This window comes from Nonomuraea mesophila (assembly GCF_004352805.1).
GTDB classification, from domain to species: domain Bacteria; phylum Actinomycetota; class Actinomycetes; order Streptosporangiales; family Streptosporangiaceae; genus Nonomuraea; species Nonomuraea longispora.
In genome coordinates this window covers 46,266-68,874 of the sequence record NZ_SMLD01000006.1, presented here as the reverse complement: position 1 = coordinate 68,874, position 22,609 = coordinate 46,266, and the positions used below count along the sequence as shown (strand labels likewise).

Sequence of the window (22,609 nt, the reverse complement as noted above, 5' to 3'; positions counted from 1 at the left end):
TTCCTTTCTGATCAATCTCGTCATCGACTATTTCTTCGAGGACTTAGGACAGGTCACGGTGATCTAGCTGACGATGCGCCTCCTGGCATACGCGGCCGTCTGGTTGGTCGGGGTCTTCGTGATCAAACGGGCCATGCGCTCTGAGTGATCCCGCCGGCTCGCCGGGCTCTTCGGGCCGTGGTCCCACCGTGTCAGTAGCAGCGCATGTCCATCCCGGTGCCGTCGTACATGCCGTCCAAGTCGATGATCACTGAATGGGTGGCGGAGCTGCCATCCACAGGGGTGCCGGGCTCGTCGAACGATATCCAGGCCTCCACTTCGTAGTCGCCGAGTTCTCCGTCGGGGTCTTCGATTTTCGCCTGGCGGTAGTGGTTCAGCACCTCTTGGACGGGCCGCTCGGTGGAAAGCTGGAAACGGATGGTGTACCAGCAGTCGCCGGAGTCGCCGCTCACCTCGACTTGCGGGTCGAAGTACCCGAAGACTGTTCCTGATGGCAGCGGATTCGCCTGGATGCGGTCCACCATGCGCGCCAGTCGGTGGTCGTTGATCCACACCGGCGCCATGACGATCACCGCGAGCAGCAGGAACGGCACTAACAGTGGGGCCAGGCAGCCGCTTCGGCGAGCCAGTCGTGAAATTCTGGACTTCTGCGGTGCTGCGGGTGCGGGCGGGTCCCTGGGGATCGACATGGATTCACATGATCGCGTACCCGTTGCCCCCTCGCGTGAAGTTGCCGCCCTGCTCGGGGGATGGACTCCGGGATCAGGGACCTCTTCGATGAGCCCTGCGTGCAAGCGTCATTTCTTTTGGTTTAGTCATTTACGGCCAGGCCGGAAGTCAGAGGTCCGAATCTCCCAAGCTCCACACACTCGAAAGCCCAGGAGACCGGGAACCGTTTCTGTCAACTGGTTTCGCTCGTTACTCTGCTGCTTCTACGCTTCGCGTATGGAACCCATGGAGATACGGATCGTGATGCCGTTCGACCCCGCATTTCATGATCCAGGAAGCGTCGCGGCCACCGAGCGGTGTTGCAGTCAGCACGGCAAGGACTACTGCGATCAGCCGCCTGTCGCCAGCGTCCACTACCCGCCGAACGGCAGGGTCTCAGCCTGTGCCAGAGCTCTGCGAGGGATCATCGACGACGCATTGAAGAAATTCCCTCAGCAGCAGTAGCCAGTCATGGCGTCATCGTGGGTCCCAGGCTGCGACCGGCGCTCACCGTGGAGGATTTGCTTGGGTGTGCGAGCGTTCAGACCTGTTCATAGTGAAATGACTTGATGAAGCAGTCACGGGGTTGGGTGACTGCGAAAAGGATGCATTCCACGAGCGACTGTGCGGTGAGGGCGTCCTTGGCCTCCCGGGGTGCGGATTCCCACTCCTCGGAGAGGGGGTCGGTGTTGTCGAAGTCGGGCGGGTAGAGCGATATCACCCGGACTCCCTGGGGCCGCAGGCGCTTGGAGAGAATCTCGGTGAATCCGGCTTGGGCGTTCTTGGCCGCGTAGAAGGCGTCGTGCGCGTCCGAGCGGTGATGTCCGGCCGTTCCGCAGGCGGAGACCATTGTCACCACATCCGGCTTCTTCGATTTGAGGAGGAGAGGGAGGAAGTTCTTCACGGTCAGGACCGTGCCCGTTGCGCCGGATGCGATGGTGTCGACGACATCCTCGTCGGAGGCCGACTGGAGGTCCGGCCCGTCGAGGTAGCGCGCGCCGTTGTTGATCAGGATGTCGACGCGGTCCGTGTGCCGCGTGACGCCGGACGCGAAGTCGCGGATGGAGGCGGGATCCGTCAGGTCGCAGGCGAAGGCGTGGACCTGCCGATGGCCTCGGTCGCGGATCTCATCACCGACACGTTCGGCGGCAGCGAGGTTGCGTGCGGACAGGAAGACCTCCGCGCCGAGATCCGCGAGCCGGATGGCCAGAGTTCGCCCGAAGTCGCGGCCGGCGGCAGTGATGACCACACGATGGTCGTCGAATCTCATGGCTTCCTTCCTCGGGTGTTGACCCGGTCATCCGGTGACGCTGCAAACGATCTTTCCGGTGGTGCGGTTGGACTCGCCGAGCTCATGTGCCCTGGCCGCCTGCTCCGGCGGCAGGGCGGTGCCGACCTCGGCGCCCAGCCGTCCCGCCCCGGCCGGTTCGGCGATCGTCGCCATCGCCGCGTTGTCCGGCTCGACGAGGACGAATCCCGCCCAGATGCCGCGCTCCCCGGCCTGGCGAGAGAGGTCATCGTCAGGCTCCGGCTTGAGCTGGGCAAGAATGCCGCCGTCCCGCAACGTCCGCAGGGAACGTGTTCCGTAGTCGCCACCGATGCTGTCGATCACCAGGTCGACGTCGCGGACCGTCTCGGCGAAGTCGTCCTCGGTGTAGTCGTCCTCGGTGTAGTCGATCACCTCGTCGGCGCCCAGGGATACCGCTGACACCCTCACCCGGATGGGCATCGCTATCCGTGGCCGGGCTCGCAGCCGCCGGCGGGCTGCTGGGTGATGACGTTCAAGCGGTTGACGGTGTTCATGATGGCGATGAGGGACACCAGGCCGGCGAGTTCGTCTTCGTCGTAGTGCTTGGCCGCGTTGGCCCACACCTCGTCGGTGACACCACCGGCCGCGTCGGCGATGCGGGTGCCCTGCTCGGCCAGTTCCAGGGCGGCCCGCTCGGCGCCGGTGAACACCGTCGCCTCCCGCCAGACCGCGACCAGGTTGAGGCGCACCGAGGATTCCCCCGCACGCGCGGCTTCCTTGGTGTGCATGTCGACGCAGAAGGCGCAGCCGTTGATCTGGCTGACGCGCAGTGCCACCAGTTCCTGCGTCGTGACGGGCAGGGTCGAATCCTGCGCGACCTTGCCCGCGGAGACGATGTGTTTGACAAGCTTCGTCGCGATCGGGCTGCCGAGGAGGTTGAGACGGGCGTTCACGCTGTTCTCCTTCATGTTCGTCGTACGTCCCATCGACGAAACAGCCCGGCAAGATGTCACAACCAGCCGAATGTGATCTGCGCTTCCCACTCGCCATGATTCCTCACGAAGGGACCCTTCTCGGTCGCCGCTGGACTGCGCTTGATCACCTCGTCGGCGAGGCCGCCGTCTCAACCGGCTAACGACAAGGCCCATTCGGCAACGCGCAGTCCCCGGGTCGTCCAATCGCTTTGGGTGTAGCCGAAGCTGCCCCGCACAGTCCACTCGAGATCAACGACCCAGACACCACGGCTCACCGCGAGCCGTCCTGTCGTTATCGGTGTGTAGAGGAAGGCGGTCGGCCGCTTCGCGCGTACGTTGGACACGACCTGGACTCCGGACCAGCCGCCACGGCGGAACGGTGCGACGCTCACCTCCCCGTGCGAGGTGGCGCCCATTTCTTCGGACGGCGTACCCGCGCAGTCTTGGGCGACCCGCGTGGCCGCCTCGCTCATATCATGCGCGGTCGCCGGGTCGGGAGCCCGGATGAAACGGGCGTCCAGCTGCGGGTCGGTGGCGAGCCGAACGACATGGACGGGCAAACCTCGAGGTTCGGCCCGCGGATCCAGGATGCCCGTGCACAGCACGAAGATGTTGTGAGCGCGATGGGGCCGTGACCTGTCCGCCGACTCGTGTGGACGTAGGCGCTCCGCGATTTCGTCGATCGACAGCGCGGGAGCGACGCGGACGGGCTGGTACATGTTGTCCGCGCTCCCGCCGGCCATACCCATGACCAGGACCACCGAAGCAACAACAACGAATCTGCCCATACCTGGGTCAACGATCAAGGCGGCTGATGGTTGCGCTGCCTCGGTGAGCGACCGCGGACGGCCACGTTGTTCCGCAGGCATGTGACACCTCCCACGCGCCGCCCTGATGCCGCCGCCTTCCGGCTTCATGCCCTCTTAGAGGAACGGGAGCAGGTACTGAGGTGGTTCGCCCAGGTTCTGTGGAACACCAGAACCAGTGGAAAGGGCTCCCGCAAGCGTAACCATCGCTCACCGACATGATCGAACGGATTTCGCCGCCTGCCGGTTCAGGCGGTGGCGAAGCGGGTGAGCACCGCCTCCGGGCGGACGGAGGGCAGGGCGCGGCGGAAGACCCGGTAGTAGGCCAGTTCTTCCTTCGTCCGCAGGTCGACGCCGCTCTCCTCGACCGCCGTGGCGAACTCGCCGTCGCCCACGCGCGCGTCGAAGTGGGGTGTGAGCAGGTCCTGTGCCCCGCTGCCTGTGCCGAACTGCACCTTGCGCCGCCACAGCAGCCGTTCGGGCAGCCAGCCGGTGAACGCGCGGCGCAGGTGTCCCTTCTCCATGCCGTCGGGCTCCAGCGACTTCAGCTCGGGCGGCAGGGACATGGCGTGCGCGATGACGTCGGCGTCGAGGAACGGTACGCGGGCCTCCAGGCCGTGTGCCATGGTGACGCGGTCGCAGCGCTGAAGGTTGAGCCCGTGGAGCCGGCCGAGGGTGCGCCTGAGTTCGCGCTCCAGCCGCCCGGGTTCGGCGTGGCCGCGGTGGTAGTAGTCGTAGCCGGCGAACAGCTCGTCGGCCCCCTCCCCGGTGAGCACCGCCTTGACGTGCCGGGACGCCAGTTCCGACAGGAACCAGTTCGGTACGGCGCTGCGGATCAGGCTGGCGTCGAACGACTCCACCGAGGCCACCACCTGGTCCACGACGGAGATGGCCCGGCCGGCGTCGAGGAGGGTCTCGTGGTGTTCGGTGCCGAGGTGCTCTGCCACCTCGCGGGCCGCCAGCAGGTCGGGCGAGCCGGGGGTGCCGACGGCGAACGTCTTCAGCCGTTCACCGCGCGAGCGGTACTCCGCGGCGGCGACGGCCGCGACGATGCTGGAGTCGAGCCCGCCGGACAGGAACACGCCGACGTCCACGTCGGCCATCAGGTGCCGGACGACCGAGTCGGCCAGCACCTCGCGGGTGGCCGATTCCGCGTCGGCGGCGGGGACGCCGTCCCACCGGCCTGCCCGGCCGCGTGGCACGGCCTCGGCGAAGCGCACGAGGCCCGTTTCCGGCGTCCAGTAGCACCCTGGAGGGAAGGCCTCGGTGGCGGCCTGCACCTCGGGTGGGAAGGCCCGCAGTTCGGAGGCGAAGTGCAAGCCGTCCGCGGTGCGCGCCCAGTACAGGGGCTTGATGCCGAGCGGGTCGCGGGCGGCGACGAACCGGCCGTCGGGCGCGGCGGCGCACAGGGCCCACATCCCCTGGAGCCGGTCGAACGCGCCGGGCCCGCACATGTGCAGCAGCACGAGCGCCGCCTCGCTGTCGGACGAGGTGGCGAACCTTTCCCGGCCGAGGCCGGCGCGGAGGTCCGTGTGGTTGTAGATCTCGCCGTTGCAGACCAGGGACCAGCCGCCGGCCGAGTTGAGCGGCTGCCTTCCTCCCGCGAGGTCGACGATGGACAGCCGGTTGTGCCCGAGCCACGCGCGCTCGCCGACGAGCCGGTGGTCGTTGTCGTCAGGGCCGCGGTGCGTGATGCGTGAGAGCATCCATTCGCCCGCGGCGCGGGTATGGAGGGGGTCGCTTCCGGCCTGTTCCTGGTAAAGAGCCGCTATGCCGCACATCACTCGAACGTATCCTCGACCGACAGTCATCGACAAATCACCCCGAGTGCCACGGCATGACGGCCGGCGACCGGATGTGCTGCGCCTTCCGTAAGCTGCCTTCCGTAAGCTGAGGGTGTGTCCCCCGCACTGGTTCTGCTCGACGGCGTCCGCTGGCGGGGTTCGCGTGTCGTCGGCGACCGCGCGCACACCCTGCTGGCCGTGCTCGCGCTGCACGGGCGCGCGGGGGCCGGTGACGAGCGCCTGGTCGAGGAGTTGTGGCCCGACGACGCGCCGGCCAACCCGACGAAGGCGCTGCAGGTGGTCGTCTCGCGGACCAGGGCGGCGACCCGCGCCGACGTCGTGGTGCGGGTCCCGCGCGGATACCGGCTCGGGCTGCCCGCCGATCAGGTGGACGCGCTGCTGCTCGGCGCGCTGGTGGAGCAGGCGCGGGCCGCGCTGCGCGACGACGACATGGCGCTCGCGATCGGCCGCGCGGAAGAGGCCATGATCCTCGCGGCCGGCGGCGCGGACGACACCACGGGCCACGCGGGCGGCGGCGCGAACAGCCTCACCGGCCACGCGGGCCGCGGCGCGGACGGCCGTACCGGCCTCATGGGCGGCAATGCGGACGGCGACGCGGGAGCGCTCGCCGCGTTGCGGGAGGCCGCGGCGGCGCAGGTGGCCGAGGCGCGGCGGGTGGCGGCCATCGCGCGGGGCAGGAGCGGCGCCCACGAGGCCGCCCTGCCGCTGCTGGAGGAGGCCGCGGCCGACCGGCCGCACGACGAGGAGCTGCTGGCCTGCCTCCTGCGCAGCGAGGCCGCCGTCCGCGGCGCCGCCGCCGCTCTGGAGCGTTACGAGCGCTACCGTGCGGGCCTGGTCGCGCGGCTCGGCACCGAGCCGGGGCCGCAGCTCTCCCGCGTGTACGCCGAACTCCTCGCCGCGGATCGGCCGGTGCGCGCCGGCATCCAGTACGACGGTTCCTCGCTGCTCGGCCGCGACGGCGACATCAACGCGGTGCACGCCCTGCTGCAGACCCATCGCGTGGTCTCCATCGTCGGCCCCGGAGGGCTGGGCAAGACGCGCCTCGCCCATGTCGCGGGCAGGAACGCCGCGCAGCCCGTCGCCCACTTCGTCGAGCTCGTCGGCGTCTCCTCGCCGGAGGGAGTGGTGGGCGAGGTGGGCTCGGCGCTCGGGGTGCGCGACTCGGTCAGCGGTCGCCGGGCCCTGACCGCGGAGCAGCGCTCCGACGTCCGCGCCCGGATCGCCCAGTATCTCGACCAGGCTCCCGCGCTGCTGATTCTGGACAACTGCGAGCACGTGATCAAGGCCGTCGCGGATTTGGTGGCGTTCCTGACCGTGACGACCCGCGACCTGCGGGTGCTCGTCACCTCGCGCGCCCCCTTGTCGATCCCCGCGGAGCGGGTCTACCTGCTCGGCGAGCTGCCCACGGGTGACGCGGTGGAGTTGTTCCGCCAGCGGGCCACCGCCGCCCGGCCGGACGTGCGGCTCGACGAGGGCGCGGTCGAGAAGGTCGTCGCCCGTCTCGACGGGCTGCCGCTGGCGATCGAGCTGGCCGCGGCCAAGGTGCGGGTCATGTCGGTCGAGGACATCGCGCGCCGCCTGGCGGACCGCTTCGCGCTGCTGCGCGGCGGGAACCGTACGGCGCCCGACCGGCACCGGACGCTGCTCGCCGTCATCGACTGGTCGTGGAACCTGCTGGGCGAGCCCGAACGGCGGGCGCTGCGCTGGTTGTCTTTGTTCGGCGACGGTTTCACTCTGGCCGCGGCCGAGCACGTCCTCGGGCCCGACGCCCTGCGCGCCGTCGACGCGCTGACCGAGCAGTCGATGCTGAGCGTCCGCGAGACGGCGTACGGCCTGCGCTACCGGATGCTGGAGACCGTCAGGGAGTTCGGGCGGATGCGCCTGGAGGAGGCCGGCGAGCAGGAGTCCGCGCGGGCGGCGCAGCGGGCCTGGGCCACCGCGTACGCCGGTGAGCACGCCGGCACGTTGTTCGGCCCGGCGCAGTTCGCGGCGGCCGACGCGCTGCGGGCGGAGGAGGGCAACCTCGCCGATCTGCTCCGGCAGGCCCTCGCCGGGCCCGATCCGGCCACGACGGTCCAGCTGCTGGCCGGTGTCGGTGCGCTGTGGTCGATCCGCGGCGACCACGCCAGGATCCTGGTGCATCTCGACTCGATCGCGGACACGCTCGCCGGCTGGGCGCCGCCGCCGCACCTCGTGGAGGTGACCAGGGCCGCGTTGCTGATCACCCTCATGAACGTCATGGTCGTCGCGGGTCAGCGCGGCGATCCGCTGCGCGACCTGCTGAGGAGCCTGCCCGTCGATGACGGGACGGACCGCCGTCTGGCGGCGGCGGCCACCGTGGTGCTGACGACGTGGGACGTCACCGGCGGCGCCGACGTACGTCAGCGGCTGGAGAGGTTGTGCCACAGCGCCGACCATTACGTGGCCCTGTCGGCGTGGCAGGCGAGCGTGCACGTCCTGGAGAACGCGGGCGACGTGCCCGGGGCGGTCGAGGCCGCGCAGCGGACCATCGCCCTGCTCGACGAGGACGACGACGGGCCCTACCTCGCCGCGGCGATGCGTGCCGTGCTGGCCAACCTGCTCATGCAGGTCGGTGACCGCCGGCGCGCGGTGGGGCACGCGCGGACCGCCATCCCGGTGCTGAGCAGGCTCGGCGCCACCGACGACGAGACCCAGCTCCGCGCGGTGCTGCTGATCGCCGCGCTCGCCGACGGCGATCTCGCCACCGCGCAGGACGAGCTCGCCGGCATCGTACGGATCAACGACAACGAGGCGGTGCTCGGCGGGGTGGCGCTCGTCGGGTTGTGCGCGGCCGAGATCGCCCTGGCGCGCGGCGAGACGGCCGCCGCGCTCGCGGACTACCGCCGGGCCGTCCAGCGGGCGCGCGACCTGCGGCTGCCCGGGGCCACGCACATCGAGATCACGCCGTGGATGATCATGGCGGAGTCGGTCTGCCTGACGGCGTACGCCTACCACGCCGCACCGGACGACGTGCGCTACGGCGAGGAGCTGTTCTCCACCGTGCGGGCCCACGACCTGCTGGCCGTGGGCAATCCCGTCATCGACTACCCGCTGTGCGGCTCGATGCTCTTCGCGCTGGGCGTCTGGGGGCTGCTGCGGGAGGCCATGGCCCCCCGCGAGGCGATCCACCTGCTGGTGCTGGCCGAGCGGTTCACCTACAACCGCAGCACGCCGAGCATGGCCTTCGAGCGCGTCGAACCGTACGCCGAGCGGGCCGCGCCCGGGGTGCTCGACGCCGTGCGGGCCGGTTACGGCGACCGGTACGGCCCCGACCTGCTCGACGAGGCCCGCAGGCGCGTCGGCCAGGTCGCCGGCCGCGAGGGCGGGGAGTCACATGTGCCGTTTGTAGCTCCGTACGGACAGCGGCGCGAAGATCGCGATGACGATCAGGCACGCCACGAGCGTCCAGGCCACCTCCCCGCTGACGACGGCGTTGTTGGCGAGGTCGCGGGCGGCCGTGACCAGGTGTGAGACGGGGTTCACCCGGACGAACGCGGCCAGCCAGCCGGGCAGGGTGTCGACGGGGACGAACGCGTTCGACAGGAACGTCAGCGGAAACAGGATCATCATGGAGATGCCCTGCACGGCCTGGGCGCTCCTCGCGATCGTGCCGACCCACGTGAAGACCCACGCCAGCGACCAGCCCGTGAAGATCGCCAGCAGGATCGCGGCGAACACGCCCGCCGCCCCGCCGCCCGGACGATAGCCCATCACCAGGCCCATGCCGAAGGTCAGCGTGGCCGCGATCGTGTAGCGCAGCAGGTCGGCCACCATCGGCCCGGCCAGCGGCGCGATCCGGGCGATCGGCAGCGACTTGAACCGGTCGAAGACGCCCTTCTCCAGGTCCTCGCGCAGTTGCGTGCCGGTGGCCATGCACGTCGTCAGCACGGTCTGGGCGAGGATGCCGGGGATCATCAGCGGGAGGTAGCTCTCCACGTCGCCGGCGATGGCGCCGCCGAAGATGAAGGCGAACATGGCGGTGAACAGGATGGGCTGCAGCGCCACGTCGAAGAACTGCTCCGGGTTGCGGAGCATCTTCTTGAACGCCCGCCAGGCCATCGTCAACGTCTGGTCGAGCGTCTCCCCGACGGTGACGCGCCGCCGGGCGGCCGCCACGCGGCCGGCGGCATTGACGGGGGCGTCGACGGGCGCGGGTACGAACGTGGTGCTCATCGGTCCTCCTTCGTTCCGTGGCCGGTGAGGGCGAGGAACACCTCGTCCAGGCTGGGCTTGGCCACGCTCACCGAAGAGATCGACACCCCGGCGGTACGCAGCGCGATCAGCACTTCGCCCGCCAGGTCGGCCTGGTCGAGGGCGACGTTGAGCCGGCCCCGCTCCGGGTTGAGGACGGGGTCGATGCCGAGGACCCGCCGTACGACCTCCGCGGCGGCGGGCACCTCGTCCGGCTCGGCGAGCAGCAACTGGAGCGTGGAGTCGCCGACGGCGGTCTTCAGCTCGTCGGGAGTGCCCTCGGCGACCTTGCGGCCGTGGTCGATGACGGCGACCCGGTCGGCGAGCTGGTCGGCCTCGTCCAGGTACTGGGTGGTCAGCAGCACCGTGCACCCCTGGGCGACCAGGCCGCGGATGGTGTCCCACATCTGGCCGCGCGTACGCGGGTCGAGTCCCGTGGTGGGCTCGTCGAGGAAGATCAGCGGTGGCCGGCTGATCAGGCTGGCCGCCAGGTCGAGGCGCCTGCGCATGCCGCCGGAGAACTGCGCGATGGCCTTGTCGGCGGCCTCCTCCAGGCCGAACTGGCCGAGCAGCTCGGCGGCGATGCGCCGGGCGCGCGGAGCGGCGATGCCCTGCAGACGGCTGAAGAGCCAGAGGTTCTCGCGGGCCGTCAGGTTCTCGTCCACCGAGGCGTACTGGCCGGTGACGCCGACCAGCTGACGGATCACGTGCGGGTTGCCGGCCACGTCGACCCCGAAGATCTCGGCCCGGCCCGCGTCGATCGGCAGCAGGGTGGCCAGCATCCGCAACATGGTGGTCTTGCCGGCGCCGTTCGGGCCGAGCACGCCGAAGATCTCGCCGGGGCGTACGTGCAGGTCGATCCCGTCGACGGCACGCTGCGCGCCGAACGTCTTCACCAGCCCCCGCGCCTGTACGGCCTGGTCGATGGCCCCTGTCGGGGCCTGGCCGCCGTCGATGCGGCCGAGTTCTGTGATGCTCATGCCCTCACTCTCGGCGGCGCCGGTTTCACGGCACCCTCGACCGGGTTTCACCCTGGCCCGGGAGCATGGAACGCGCCGCCGTGAGCGCTACGCCTCAGCGCATTCCGGGGCGGTGCCCGGCTGCACCCGTACCTGCGGCGACCTGCGGAACTCGGCCGGCACCTCGCCCCGGCCCTCGCACAACACCGTGCTTTCGCCCGCCCGGTTGGTCAGGACCACCTGGCAGCCGTCGAGCGGCTGGTTGTCGAACGTGGTGATTCTGCGCGACGGCCGGTACTGCCTCTGTGGCTGGCAGGCGCCGTAGGCGTAGCGGAAGGTCTCGCCACCGCCGTCGGCCTCCACGCGGGGGGCGGCGTGCGCCGGGATCGTCGTCCACGTCAGGCCGGTCAGCGCCGCCCCGGTGAGTAGTGCTCTCATCGTCGATCTCATGGCGCACAGTCTCGCCAGCGCCCCCGCGAGGCCTCCAGGAACCACGTCCGGACTTGTCACAGATATGGCGCACGGCGGGAGGTCCGGTTACGCGCTCTCGGCGGGGTGGGGCGGGGCGTAGGGAGGGAGGCCGAGGCGGGTGCGGATGGCCTGCTGGACCGTGGTCTTGCCGGCGCGGGCGTCGATCGTCATGACGTACTCCTTGCGCCGGAACAACTCCACCACCGGGTCGATCTTGGTGTGGTAGTCGCGCAGCCGCCTGGCCAGGGCCTCCGGGGTGTCGTCGGCCCGGGTGACGAGCTCGCCCCCGCACACGTCGCAGCGCCCCTCGGTCGAGGGCCGGTGGGCGATCAGGTTGTAGTCCATGCCGCAGCGCGAGCACAGCCGCCGGGCCAGGACGCGCCGGCGTACCTCGTCGTCGGGCAGGTCGAGGTGGATCACCCCGTCGAGGTCGTAGCTCTCCAGGAAGAACTCCGCCTGGCGGCGGTTGCGGGGGAAGCCGTCGATGATGAACCCGTAGTTCCAGTCGTGCAGCTGGAGCCGGTCGCTGACGACGTCCTCCACCAGGTCGTCGCCCACCAGCTCGCCCGCCGCGACGAGGCGGCGCACCTGGGCGCCGAGCTTGGTGTGGTTCTTGACGTGCCAGCGGAAGATGTCGCCGACGCTGATGTGCACGAGATCGAGGTCGGCGGCGAGCAGCGCGCTCTGGGTGCCCTTGCCGCTCCCCTGCACGCCCATGATCACATATTTCCGCATACGTAGATTTCCCGATGCTTGACGGACCGGTTGCATCTATTGTCAGCCGGATCGAGCGCCTTCGGAGAAGGTGGGTCCATGCGTACGCTACCCAGGTTCCTGTCGCTGTTGTCAGGATTGCTCATGGCCACGACGTCCGCCGTTCCGGCGGGCGCGGCGGCGAGGCCGGCGGAGGTCACCCCCGACGTCGTCTTCCAGCGGGCCGACTTCGCCACCGGCACGCCCGAGGGCACGACGGCGGGGGACGGACTGGTGTTCGGCACGGCCGCCGGCACCGTCCCCTACACCGACGCGCTCGGCACCAAGACCTGGGAGTACGCCCGCTGGACGGGCCCCGAGCGGGCCGTCGGCTTCCCCGCCACCGAACTGATCACCTCCTGGACTGCGGACGTCCCGCCGGGCTCGTGGATGCAGGTCGAGACCCGCGCCAGGAACGCCGAGGGCCTCACGAAGTGGTATTCGCTGGGCAGGTGGGCGTACGCGGAGGGCGACATCCGCCGCACGTCGGTGCCCGGCCAGGGCGACGGCGACGCGTCGGTGGCGGTGGACACCCTGGTCGCGGCGTCCGGCAGACCCATCACCGCCTACCAGCTGCGGCTGACCCTCTACCGTGCGCCCGGCTCCTCGGTGACGCCTCGGGTGCGCACGTCCGGCGTCATGGCCTCCAACGTGCCGAGGCGCGCGACCGTCCCGGTCAGCCCCGGCGGCGCCGCGTGGGGCACCGACCTGGACGTGCCGCGCCGCTCCCAGAACGTGCACCAGGGCCACTACCCCGAGTGGAACGGCGGCGGCGAGGCCTGGTGCAGCCCGACCTCGACCACCATGGTCCTCGGCTACTGGGACAGATGGCCGAGCGCCCAGGACACGTCCTGGGTCGCCCCCTCCGATCCCGATCCTGAGGTCGACTACGCCGCCCGCTACACCTACGACCACGCGTACGGGGGCGCGGGCAACTGGCCGTTCAACACCGCCTACGCGGGGCGGTTCGGGATGGACGGGTTCGTCACCCGGCTGCGCTCGCTGACCGAGCTCGAACTGCTGATCAGGGCGGGCATCCCGGTCGTCACCTCGCAGTCGTTCAAGGCGAGCGAGCTGCCCGGCGCCGGATACGGCACCGACGGGCACCTCATGGTGGTCGTCGGCTTCACCTCCGCCGGCGACGTGATCGCCAACGACCCGGCCTCCTCCGGCAACTCCGCCGTACGCAGGGTCTATCCGCGGGCGAACTTCGAGAACGTGTGGCTGCGCAGTTCGAGCAGCGGCGGTGTGGCGTACGTCATCCACCCGCCCGGCCACGCGCTGCCCGCCACGACTCCCGGGCTGCCCGCCAACTGGTGACGGCCGACTCGACGACGGGCGGAGACCTGCGTACCCTAACCACCGGGACCGGCGGGCCAGCCCGTCCGTTTCCCCGCGTTACAACGCCGATCGGGGGTCGTCCGGTGAGCTGATGTCGCTGCGCACGGCGCCCTTCGCGACCGTGCCCGACCCATCTCCCCAATGCCGTGGAGCGCCGGATGACCGAGGACAATGCTGCGACGCTCGAGAAGCTCCGGCTGGTGTGGCCTCCACGGCGAAGCGGTCCGTCCCTGCTGCTGTCGGACGAAGGCGCCCGCGTGCTGGTCGCGGGCACGGGCGCGCACCACGCGCCGTCGCGGCTGCCGCAGGCGCCCGCCGTGCCGCCGACCGTCAACGACGTCGCCCAGTGCCTCGTGGAGCGGGCGGGGCTGGCGTCCTCCGGCCTGAACGTCCTGCTGGACCCGGCCAACCCGGCCACCCTGGGCGAGGCGCTGGAGCGGGCGGCGCGCGAGGCCACGTCCGTGCTGATGTTCCACTTCGTCGGGCACGCCGTCCTCGGGCCCGACGACGAACTGCACCTGGCGACCCGCGCCACCGTCGACCTCGGCGAGGGGGTGCCCGGCTACCAGGCGCTGCCCTTCTCCGCGGTGCGCGACATCCTGTCGTCCTCGCGGGCCGGGCTCACCGTCGTGGTCCTCGACTGCTGCTTCACCGGCGCGGGCCGGCCGGTGCCGGCGAAGGCGCTGGAGGGGGCGCTGGAGGGGGCGCTGGAGAAGGCCGTCGACGGGGCCTGGCCGGGCGCCTACGTGCTCGCGTCGTCCGCCGTGGACGAGCATTCGTGGGCGCTGCCCGGCGTCCGGCACACGGCGCTCAGCGGCGCGCTGCTGCGGCTGCTGAACGAAGGCGATCCCACGGGGCCGCACGACTTAACCCTCGACCACGCCCACCACTACCTGGCCCGCGTGCTGCCCGAGGGCGGGTTCCCCCGGCCGCGCTGCCAGACCGCCCCGCTGGGCGAACGTCCGCCGTTCGCGCGCAACCCCGCCGAGACGGCCCACCGCCCCTCTTCCGGCCCGCCGATCGCCTCGCCCGGCGACCTGTCCAGCCCCTACCGCGGCCTGGTCCCCTACGCGGCCGAGCAGGCCGAGCTGTTCTTCGGCCGGGAGAGCGCGACGAGGTCGCTGGCCACGCGGGTGCGGCAGGCCCTGAAGGAGGACCCTCCGCCCGTCGTCGTCGGCTCGCAGGCGTTCGAGGCCGGCGGGCCGCTCATCGTCACCGGCGCGTCGGGCTGCGGGAAGTCGTCGTTGTTGCGGGCCGGGCTGATCCCGGCCATGCGGGGCGACCTCGGCGACGAGCTGTCGTGCGTCGTGCTGACGCCCGGCGCGCAGCCGATCGCGGCGCTGGCGCGCGAGCTGGCGGCGTTCGGCGGCGGCCCGCCCGAGCGGCTGCGCGAGATCGTCGAGTCCGATCCCAGCGCGGCGCGGCGGGCGCTCACCGGCGCCAAGGGGCGCACGCTGGTGGTGGTCGACCAGTTCGAGGAGCTGTTCATCGCCTGCGCCGATGAGCGGACCCGGCGCCGGTTCGTCGCGGCGCTCGCCGAGATGGCCAGGAACGCGGCCGTCGTCATCGCCGTGCGCGCCGACTTCTTCGGGCGTTGCTCGGCCTATCCGGGCCTGCTGGAGGCCATGAAGCGGCCCGAGGTCGTGGCGCCCATGACGGGGGCGGAGCTGCGCGTGGTGATCGAGGAGCCCGCCCTGAGCTCCGGCCTCTCGCTGGAGTCCGGGCTCACCGACCTCATCCTGGAGGACCTCCAGGCGAACGCCGACGCGCTCGAACGGTCGGGCGGCCCTCTGCCGCTGCTCTCCCACGCCCTGCTGGCCACCTGGCAGCGGCGTTCCGGCGGCGTGCTGACCGTCTCCGGCTACCGCTCGGCCGGCGGCATCACCGGGGCGCTGGCGATGAGTGCCGAGAACACCCTGCGCGGGCTGGGTTCGGAGTTCGAGCCGATGGCGCGCGACCTGCTGATCCGGCTCGTCCAGGTGGACGACCGGATCGGCAGTACGAAACGGCGGGTCGCCCTCGCCGAGTTGCTGCCGGGCGACCCGTCGGTGGCGGCGCAGGTGCTGGCCGAGTTCGTCCGCACCCGGCTGGTCACCGTGCACGACGACGAGGCCGAGATCACCCACGAGGCGCTCATCCGGGCCTGGCCGAGGCTCGGCGGCTGGGTCGACGCCGGCCGCGCCGGGCTGCTCGTGCAGCGCCGGCTCACCGAGGACGCACGGCTCTGGCAGCAGCAGGAGCAGGACCCCGCCTACCTCTACGACGCGGGCCGGCTCGCGGCCGCGCTCGCGGCGGTGGGCGGCCGTCCCGTCAAAGCCGTCCAGGGCCCCACCACCCGAGATCCCGCCGCCCATGGCCCCGCGCCTGGCCCGGCGGGCCCCGCGGGCACCACGCCGCCGGGCGCTCCCGCCCAGGACGCGATCCCGCCGGTGGAGCGGCAGTTCCTCGACGCGTCGGAGCAGCGGCAGAACCGCCGCGCACAGGTCGCCCGCGCGGTGATCGCCGCCCTCTCGGTGCTCCTGCTCGTGGCCGTGAGCGGCGCCGTGGTGGCGCTCGTGCAACGCGGCCAGGCGAGCGACCAGGCCACGACGGCCGCCACGCAGCGCGACCAGGCCCTGTCGCGCCAGGCCGCCGCCACCGCCGCCCGCATGCCCGACACGTCGCTCGCCGCGCAGCTCGCGCTCAGTGCCTTCCAGCTCTCGCCCACGCCTGAAGCCCGCGGTGCGCTGCTCAGCACGCTGACGCGTCCGGCCGGCGCGCGGCTCGTCGGGCACACCGCGCCCGTCTCGGGTGTGGTCTACCGCGCCGACGGCCGCGTGGCCGCCACGGCGTCCAGCGACCTCACGGCCCGGCTGTGGAACATCGCCGACCCCCTCCGCCCGAAGGCCCTGGGCGTCGTGAAGGGACACACGGGCAGCGTCGAAACGGTGGCGTTCAACACCAGCGGGAAGGTCCTCGCCACCGGCTCCGCCGACGAGACCGCCCGGCTGTGGGACGTCTCCGACCCCGCCAAGCCCGCGAGCCTGGCCACGCTCAAGGGACACAAGGACCGCGTGTCGTCCGTGGCGTTCAGCCCCAAGGGCACCATCGTGGCCACCGCGTCCGCCGACCGCACGGTCCTGCTGTGGGACCTCGCCGACCCGCGCAAGCCCAAGCGCGTGGCCGTGCTCCAGCAGAGCTCCGGCATCTCCGAGGTGGCCTTCAGTCCCGACGGCAACTACATCGCCGTGACCTCGGCCACCGGCGGCGTCGCGCTGCTCGACGTACGCACTCCCGCCAAGCCGACCAGCCTCGCGGTGCTGCCCTCGCAGGACGGCGCGGTCACCAGCGTGGCGTTCTCCTCCGACGGCGTCTACCTCGCCGCCGGCTCCGACACCGGCAAGGTGCACCTGTGGAACGTCACCGCCACCAAGCTCGTCGGCACCGCGAGCGGGCACGGCTCCACGGTCGGCGACGTGGCGTTCAGCCCCGACGGCACGATCCTGGCCGGTTCCTCCACCGACGGCACCGCCCGCGTGTGGGACCTGTCCAGCCCGAGCTCGCCGCAGTCCGTCGCCACGCTGGAGGGGGCGGGCGGCGCGGTCACCGGCGTGGCGTTCAGCCCGAACGGCCAGAACCTCGCGACCTCCGCCGTGGACGGCACGGCCCGCCTGTGGAACGTCGCCAACGCCGCCCGCGTCGCGCCCCGTGCCAGGCTCGCCGGTCACACGTCCACCGTCGGCGGGCTGGCCCTGTCGAAGGACGGCGACACCCTCGCCACCGCCTCCGACGACGAGAGCGTGAAATTGTGGGACATCTCCGACCCCGCGGTGTCCACGCCGCTGTCGACGCTGTCGGGCCACACCGCCGCCGTCGTCGCGGCCTCGTTCGCTCCTGACGGCAAGCACCTGGTCACGGCCTCGCTCGACAGGACCGCCCGGTTGTGGGACGTCTCCGAGCCCGCCACGCCGAAGCTCGTGACGACGCTCAAGGGGCACACGGACGGCGTGCGGTCGGCGGCGTACAGCCCTGACGGCAAGAAGGTCGTCACGGCGGGCAAGGACGGCAAGCTCTACCTGTGGGACGTGTCCACGCCCGCCGCCCCCAAGCGGGTGGCGGCGCCGAGCATGTCCGACGAGACGCTCGACACGGTGGCGTTCCGGCCCGACAGCCGCGTCATCGCGACCAGCTCGCGCTCCTCCCAGGTGCGGCTTTGGGACGTGTCCAAGCCCGCGGAGCCGCGCCGGCTGGCCGCGTTCCCCGCCCACACGGGCGGCGTGCTCGACGTACGGTTCAGCCCGGACGGCAAGACGCTCGCCACGACCGCCACCGACGGCACCACCCGGCTCTGGGACGTCGCCCGTCCCGGGCAACCGCGACGGCTGTCGGTCCTGCCCGGTCACTCCGCCGACGTGACCGGCTCGGCGTTCGACGCGGGCGGCAAGATGCTCGCCACGGCGTCGCGCGACGACACCATCCGTGTGTGGAACGTCGCCGACCGCGCCCGGCCGGTGTTGTGGGCGGTGCTCACCGGGTCGGGCTCGGTGAACGACGTCGAGTTCGGCCCCGACGGCACGGTCCTGGCGGGCACCTCCGGCGTCGCGACCCAGTTGTGGGGGCTGGACGTGGAGCAGGCGCGGGCGAACGTCTGCGAGGCCTCGGGGATGACGATCACCAGGGCCGAGTGGGCGCAGTACCTTCCCGGTGTCCCGTACAAAGCGCCCTGCGCGACCTGATCCGGCCGCCGGCCGGAGGGAGCGTGGGAGCAGCCCACCCACCCTCCGGGCTCCTGCTCGGGCGTCCGCTGTTTTAGCCTCGAAGGTATGAACAGGGACAACCTGCTCGGCCAGTTCCTGCGTGCCCGCCGCGAGCTGCTCCGGCCTGATGATCTGGGTCTGCCGTCCGGCACGCGCCGCCGCGTGGCGGGACTGCGCCGGGAAGAGGTGGCGCAGCTGGCAGGCGTGAGCACCGACTACTACGTACGCCTGGAGCAGGGCCGCGAACGCCACCCGTCCGCGCAGGTGGTCGACGCGCTGGCCCGCGCCCTCGCCCTGGAGGAGGACGCAACCGCCCACCTGCACCGGCTGGCCGGCCCGGCGGCCGGGCGGCGGCGGCCGGCGCTCCGGCGCGAACAGGTCAGCCTCCACCTGCTGCGCATGATGCAGGCCTGGCCGCACACGCCGGCGGTGGTGCTGGGCCGCTGCCTGACCGTGCTGGCGGGCAACGCCCTCGGCAGGGCCCTGTTCGCCGGACACACCCACAGCGACGACCTGGTGCGGCTGGTGTTCCTCGACGCGGACGCCCGGGAGTTCTACCCCGACTGGGACCGGGTGGCGGTCAACACCGTCGCCGGGCTGCGCGCCTGCGCCGGTGCCGACCCCGACGACCCGCAACTGGTCGAGGTGGTGGGCGAGCTGTCGCTCAAGAGCGAGACGTTCCGCACGTTGTGGGCCCGCCACGACATCCGCCAGAAGACCCACGAGACCAAACGGTTCCGCCACCCGCTGGTGGGCGCGCTGACGCTGCACTACGAGTCGCTGACCGTCAACAGCGCACCCGGCCAGCAGCTGGTCGTCTACCAGGCCGATCCCGGCAGCCCCTCTGAGGAGGCGCTGACCCTGCTGGGCAGCCTGACGGCCGAGGACGCGGTACGCCGCCCGGCACACCCCGCCGGACGACCGCCCGTCACCGAGGACTGATCCCCCGCCGAACCACGCGCCCGCCCGACCGGCCGGCGCGCGAGTTCGCCATGCCCGAGAACCGACCACATGAACACCACCGCATTGGAGTGACCTCACGCATGACCACCGATGACACCCCTGTCTGGTTCATCACCGGCTGTTCCACCGGTCTCGGCCGGGCGCTGGCCACCGCCGTCCTGGAGGACGGCGGACGCGCCGCCGTCACCGCCCGTGACCCCGGGCAGGTCAAGGACCTGGCCGCCCGCCACGGTGACCGGGCGCTGCCCCTGCGGCTCGACGTCACCGACCAGGACCACGTCAAGGAGGCCGTCGCGCGGGCCGAGTCCACGTTCGGCCGCATCGACGTCCTGGTCAACAACGCCGGGTACGGCTACCTGGCCGCCATCGAGGAGGGCGAGGACCACGAGGTCCGCGCGCTGTTCGAGACGAACGTGCTCGGCCTGGTGGACGTCACCAAGGCCGTGCTCCCCGGCATGCGCGCCCGCCGCTCCGGCCACATCGTGAACGTCTCGTCGCTCGGCGGCCTGGCCGCCTTCGGCGCGACCGGTTATTACCACGCCACCAAGTTCGCCGTGGAGGGGCTGTCGGAGTCGCTGGCGGCCGAGGTGGCTCCGCTGGGCGTCAAGGTCACCATCGTGGAGCCGAGCGGGTTCCGTACCAACTGGTCCGGGCCCTCCATGCGCGAGTCTTCCCTACGGATCGACGACTACGCGCAGACGGCGGGCGTGCGCCGCGCCGCCACGCTGGCCACCTACGGCAACCAGCCGGGCGACCCGGAACGGGCCGCCCAGGCGATCATCACCGTCGTCGGAGCCGACGAGCCGCCGCTCCGCCTGCTGCTGGGCAGGGCGGCGTACGACGTCGCGTCGGCCCGGCTGGACACCCTCAGGACCGGGTTCGACGCCTGGCGTGACCTCACGCTCAGCGCCGACTTCCCGGAATAAGCCCATGTCCTGAAAGAGGAGGGGAAACACGACATGACCACCAACGAGAAGATCATTCTGATCACCGGCGCCAGCAGCGGCATCGGCCAGGCCACCGCGCTGCGGCTGGCCGGTGACGGGCACCACGTCGTCATCGGCGCCCGCCGTACCGACCGCCTCGACGACCTCGCCGCCCGGATCAAGGAGGGCGGCGGCACGGCCGACGTGCACCGCCTCGACGTGACCGACCGCGAGGACGTCGCCGCGTTCGCCGACACCGCCGCGAAACAGCACGGCCGGATCGACGTGATCGTGAACAACGCGGGCGTGATGCCGCTGTCCCGGCTCGACTCCCTGCTGGTCGAGCAGTGGGATCGGATGATCGACGTGAACGTGCGCGGCCTGCTGTACGGCATCGCCGCCGCGCTCCCGCACTTCCAGCGGCAGGGCAGCGGCCACTTCGTCACCGTCGCCTCCGTCGGCGCCCACGAGGTCGTGCCGACGGGCGCGGTCTACTGCGCCACGAAGCACGCCGCGTGGGCCATCACCGAGGGCCTGCGCCAGGAGCTCGACCCGAGCATCCGCGTCACCACCGTCTCGCCGGGCGTCGTGGAGTCGGAGCTGGCGGACACCATCACCGAGCCCGGCGCCCAGGAGGCCATGCGCACCTACCGGGCCGACACGATCCCGCCGTCGGCGATCGCCGACGCCATCGCGTACGCGGTCGGCCGGCCGCCGGAGGTGGATGTGAACGAGCTCATCATCCGCCCGGCGCGGCAACGCTGACCCCTGCCCGGCGGCGGGACCGTGTGGCAGGCTGATGCATCGTGTCCGCATTCGATGAGATCTTGTTATCGCACAGGCCCGCCGCCCGCCACCTGATCCTCGTCTCGGGGCGGGAAGGCGCGGGCAAGAGCACGATCATTCGTGCGCTGCTGCCGCTCACGCCGCACGGGGCGAGGGTCGACGGCGAGGACCTGGGCCAGGTCAACCCGTGCCGCTACGACGAGGCGTTCTGGCACCTGCTCCGGTCCAACGTCGCGGCCCTCGTCCGCAACTACTGGGCCGCCGGCTACCCGAACGTCATCGCGGGCAGCTTCTTCCTGACCCGCGACGACTACCTGCGTTTCCGCGAGCTCGTGCCCGAGGTGGACGAGGTCTACCTGGTCGAGTTGCTGGTGGAGGGGGATGAACGGCGGCGCCGCAGGCTCACCCGCGCCAAGCGGACCACGCAGGAGTGGCGGGACCTGGTGGACCTGGCCGACACCCGCGACACGGCCATCGCCGACGACCCGGACGGCTACCGTTACCTGGGGGTCGACAGCACGGCGATGACGCCCGAGGAGACGGTGACGGCGATCAGGCGCGGCATCCCGGAGATTTACGGCCCGCCGGCCCCCTGAACCCGCCCTTCACATGCCGTCGTGGAGCACACCGGTTCAGCAGGATCTGGTGTGGAACCCCGGGCGTTCACGCCTGGGAGGAAACGACAGCGCGGGAGGGGCCCCCAGGCCGCCCCTAGGCCGGAGCGGTGCCGTGACGGCTGGTTTCGCGTGAGCGGCTCAGCCTGGTCGCTTCTGATTGTCGATGTACTCCTTGATGATCGACAGGGGTGCGCCTCCGCAGGAGGCGGCGAAGTAGCCGGGTGACCAGAAGTGGCCGCCGCAGAGGTAGCGGCGGACATGAGCGCCGTACTCCTTGCGCAGCAGCCGGGCCGAGACGCCTTTGAGAGAGTTGACCAAGGTGGAGAGCGCGACCTCGCCTACGCCGTCCTGCACGCCAACCTGCGGGCCGGGAACCTGGGCAAGGCGGGCTCAGCGCGACGCCTCAAAGCCGAGTCCAAGCCGATCGCCTTCCGTCCCGACGCCGCTCAGCCCTTCGATGACCGATGTTTGTCCTGGCAGATCGACGCGCGGACGGTGTCGATCTGGACGGTTGCCGGGAGGCTGAAAGACCTGACGTTCACTGCCTCCGCCGAGCAGGTCAAGACCCTGTCGGCCTACCGGAAGGGCGAGTCCGACCTGGTCTGCCGGGACGGCATGTGGTTCCTGATCGCGACCTGCGACCTTCCCGACCGGCCGGTGAGTCTGCCGGACGGCTTCCTGGGCGTGGACCTGGGCATCCCCAACATCGCCACCACCAGCACCGGCACCCGGCATTGCGGCAAGAAACTGAACGCGGTCCGCCACCGGCGGCGCGAGCTGCGACGCCGGTTGCAGGCCAAGGCCACCAAATCGGCCAAGCGGCTGCTGAAAAAGCGGCGCCGGGCCGAGGCGCGCTTCGGCGCCAACACCAATCATGTCATCGCCAAGCAGATCGTGACCGAGGCAGAACGCACCGGACCGTCATCCACGTCGACCCGTCCTACACCAGCCAGCAGTGCTCGGCCTGCGGGCACGTGGACAGAAACAACCGGCCCGACCAGGAAACCTTCTCATGCACGTCGTGCGGCTTCGCTGAGCACGCCGACGTCAACGCAGCCCGCAACATCGCCTCACGCGGTGAGACGGGCTGGGCAGTGAGTCACGCTGCCTGACGTGGACTTCGCCGTCGAAGCCATCGACGGCGAAGAACTGCAAGCTCGGTTGTTCAGTTCACGGCCGAGTAGCTGACGGACAGCTCCATGGCGTCGTACGGTCCGCGCGACTCGTACACGAAAACGCCTGGTCACCGCCGCGCCTTCGGGGTATTTGCGTCGTTCCGTGAGAAGTTCGTACGGAGGGACGG

At 71.2% G+C, this 22,609-nt stretch carries 18 protein-coding genes and 2 pseudogenes; 9 read left to right on the top strand and 11 right to left on the bottom strand.

What is annotated here, in order from left to right; genetic code table 11:
• Nucleotides 1-191: 191 nt before the first annotated feature.
• A complete protein-coding gene (locus E1295_RS03910) occupies nucleotides 192-689 on the bottom strand; it encodes a hypothetical protein (RefSeq protein WP_132628264.1) in 498 nt (165 codons plus the stop codon).
• A 256-nt stretch (nucleotides 690-945) separates the two neighbouring features.
• Between E1295_RS03910 and E1295_RS03905 the strand changes: the two genes are divergently transcribed.
• Nucleotides 946-1,173, top strand: coding sequence for a hypothetical protein (locus E1295_RS03905; RefSeq protein ID WP_132628263.1), 228 nt, complete (start codon nucleotides 946-948; stop codon nucleotides 1,171-1,173).
• A gap of 76 nt (nucleotides 1,174-1,249) precedes the next feature.
• Here the strand turns inward: E1295_RS03905 and E1295_RS03900 are convergent, their stop codons facing one another.
• The 5 genes from E1295_RS03900 to asnB form a co-directional block, all read right to left on the bottom strand.
• Nucleotides 1,250-1,978 carry an SDR family oxidoreductase gene (locus E1295_RS03900; protein ID WP_132628262.1) on the bottom strand — a complete coding sequence of 243 codons (729 nt, stop codon included), beginning with the start codon at nucleotides 1,976-1,978 and terminating at the stop codon, nucleotides 1,250-1,252.
• A 27-nt stretch (nucleotides 1,979-2,005) separates the two neighbouring features.
• Nucleotides 2,006-2,419 (bottom strand): zinc-binding dehydrogenase, encoded by a 414-nt coding sequence (locus E1295_RS03895; RefSeq protein ID WP_166427062.1) that lies wholly within the window; start codon nucleotides 2,417-2,419, stop codon nucleotides 2,006-2,008.
• Between the two features lie 20 nt (nucleotides 2,420-2,439).
• Entirely contained in the window at nucleotides 2,440-2,910 is a 471-nt protein-coding gene (locus tag E1295_RS03890; RefSeq protein WP_132628260.1) for a carboxymuconolactone decarboxylase family protein, read from the bottom strand.
• A 170-nt stretch (nucleotides 2,911-3,080) separates the two neighbouring features.
• Nucleotides 3,081-3,737, bottom strand: a complete 657-nt coding sequence (locus tag E1295_RS03885; RefSeq protein ID WP_132628259.1) for a hypothetical protein — start codon at nucleotides 3,735-3,737, stop codon at nucleotides 3,081-3,083.
• 248 nt (nucleotides 3,738-3,985) lie between these two features.
• Nucleotides 3,986-5,518 (bottom strand): asparagine synthase (glutamine-hydrolyzing), encoded by a 1,533-nt coding sequence (gene asnB / locus E1295_RS03880; RefSeq protein WP_132628258.1) that lies wholly within the window; start codon nucleotides 5,516-5,518, stop codon nucleotides 3,986-3,988.
• A 453-nt stretch (nucleotides 5,519-5,971) separates the two neighbouring features.
• Here asnB and E1295_RS50645 point away from each other — a divergent pair.
• A pseudogene (locus tag E1295_RS50645) lies at nucleotides 5,972-6,841 on the top strand (BTAD domain-containing putative transcriptional regulator); the annotation flags it as partial.
• 2,052 nt (nucleotides 6,842-8,893) lie between these two features.
• Here E1295_RS50645 and E1295_RS03870 read toward each other — a convergent pair.
• From E1295_RS03870 to E1295_RS03855, 4 genes are all read right to left on the bottom strand, one after another.
• Nucleotides 8,894-9,736, bottom strand: a complete 843-nt coding sequence (locus E1295_RS03870) for an ABC transporter permease (RefSeq protein ID WP_132628257.1) — start codon at nucleotides 9,734-9,736, stop codon at nucleotides 8,894-8,896.
• Nucleotides 9,733-10,734, bottom strand: coding sequence for an ATP-binding cassette domain-containing protein (locus tag E1295_RS03865; protein WP_132628256.1), 1,002 nt, complete (start codon nucleotides 10,732-10,734; stop codon nucleotides 9,733-9,735). The genes E1295_RS03870 and E1295_RS03865 overlap by 4 nt, the downstream gene beginning before the upstream one ends.
• Before the next feature lie 87 nt (nucleotides 10,735-10,821).
• Nucleotides 10,822-11,151 carry a hypothetical protein gene (locus E1295_RS03860; RefSeq protein WP_132628255.1) on the bottom strand — a complete coding sequence of 110 codons (330 nt, stop codon included), beginning with the start codon at nucleotides 11,149-11,151 and terminating at the stop codon, nucleotides 10,822-10,824.
• 99 nt (nucleotides 11,152-11,250) lie between these two features.
• A complete protein-coding gene (locus E1295_RS03855) occupies nucleotides 11,251-11,919 on the bottom strand; it encodes an adenylate kinase family protein (RefSeq protein ID WP_132628254.1) in 669 nt (222 codons plus the stop codon).
• Between the two features lie 78 nt (nucleotides 11,920-11,997).
• On the opposite strand from E1295_RS03855, the gene E1295_RS03850 reads away from it, so the two are divergent.
• The 6 genes from E1295_RS03850 to E1295_RS03825 all read left to right on the top strand — a co-directional run bounded on the left by E1295_RS03850 (nucleotide 11,998) and on the right by E1295_RS03825 (nucleotide 21,285).
• Entirely contained in the window at nucleotides 11,998-13,257 is a 1,260-nt protein-coding gene (locus tag E1295_RS03850; protein WP_246079823.1) for a peptidase C39 family protein, read from the top strand.
• 179 nt (nucleotides 13,258-13,436) lie between these two features.
• Complete coding sequence (locus E1295_RS03845) at nucleotides 13,437-17,993, top strand: caspase, EACC1-associated type (protein WP_132628253.1); 4,557 nt, start codon at nucleotides 13,437-13,439, stop codon at nucleotides 17,991-17,993.
• 87 nt (nucleotides 17,994-18,080) lie between these two features.
• Nucleotides 18,081-18,956, top strand: a complete 876-nt coding sequence (locus E1295_RS03840) for a helix-turn-helix transcriptional regulator (protein WP_132628252.1) — start codon at nucleotides 18,081-18,083, stop codon at nucleotides 18,954-18,956.
• 101 nt (nucleotides 18,957-19,057) lie between these two features.
• Complete coding sequence (locus tag E1295_RS03835; protein ID WP_132628251.1) at nucleotides 19,058-19,903, top strand: oxidoreductase; 846 nt, start codon at nucleotides 19,058-19,060, stop codon at nucleotides 19,901-19,903.
• A gap of 33 nt (nucleotides 19,904-19,936) precedes the next feature.
• Nucleotides 19,937-20,668, top strand: coding sequence for an SDR family oxidoreductase (locus E1295_RS03830; RefSeq protein WP_132628250.1), 732 nt, complete (start codon nucleotides 19,937-19,939; stop codon nucleotides 20,666-20,668).
• A 41-nt stretch (nucleotides 20,669-20,709) separates the two neighbouring features.
• Nucleotides 20,710-21,285 carry a hypothetical protein gene (locus E1295_RS03825; RefSeq protein ID WP_132628249.1) on the top strand — a complete coding sequence of 192 codons (576 nt, stop codon included), beginning with the start codon at nucleotides 20,710-20,712 and terminating at the stop codon, nucleotides 21,283-21,285.
• A gap of 159 nt (nucleotides 21,286-21,444) precedes the next feature.
• On the opposite strand, the pseudogene tnpA reads toward E1295_RS03825, so the two are convergent.
• Nucleotides 21,445-21,642: pseudogene (gene tnpA / locus E1295_RS03820) on the bottom strand (IS200/IS605 family transposase); the annotation flags it as partial.
• Nucleotides 21,643-21,770: 128 nt separating this feature from the next.
• On the opposite strand from tnpA, the gene E1295_RS50640 reads away from it, so the two are divergent.
• Nucleotides 21,771-22,418: a zinc ribbon domain-containing protein gene (locus E1295_RS50640; protein WP_342775828.1), complete on the top strand. Its 648-nt coding sequence runs from the start codon at nucleotides 21,771-21,773 to the stop codon at nucleotides 22,416-22,418.
• Nucleotides 22,419-22,609: the final 191 nt, after the last annotated feature.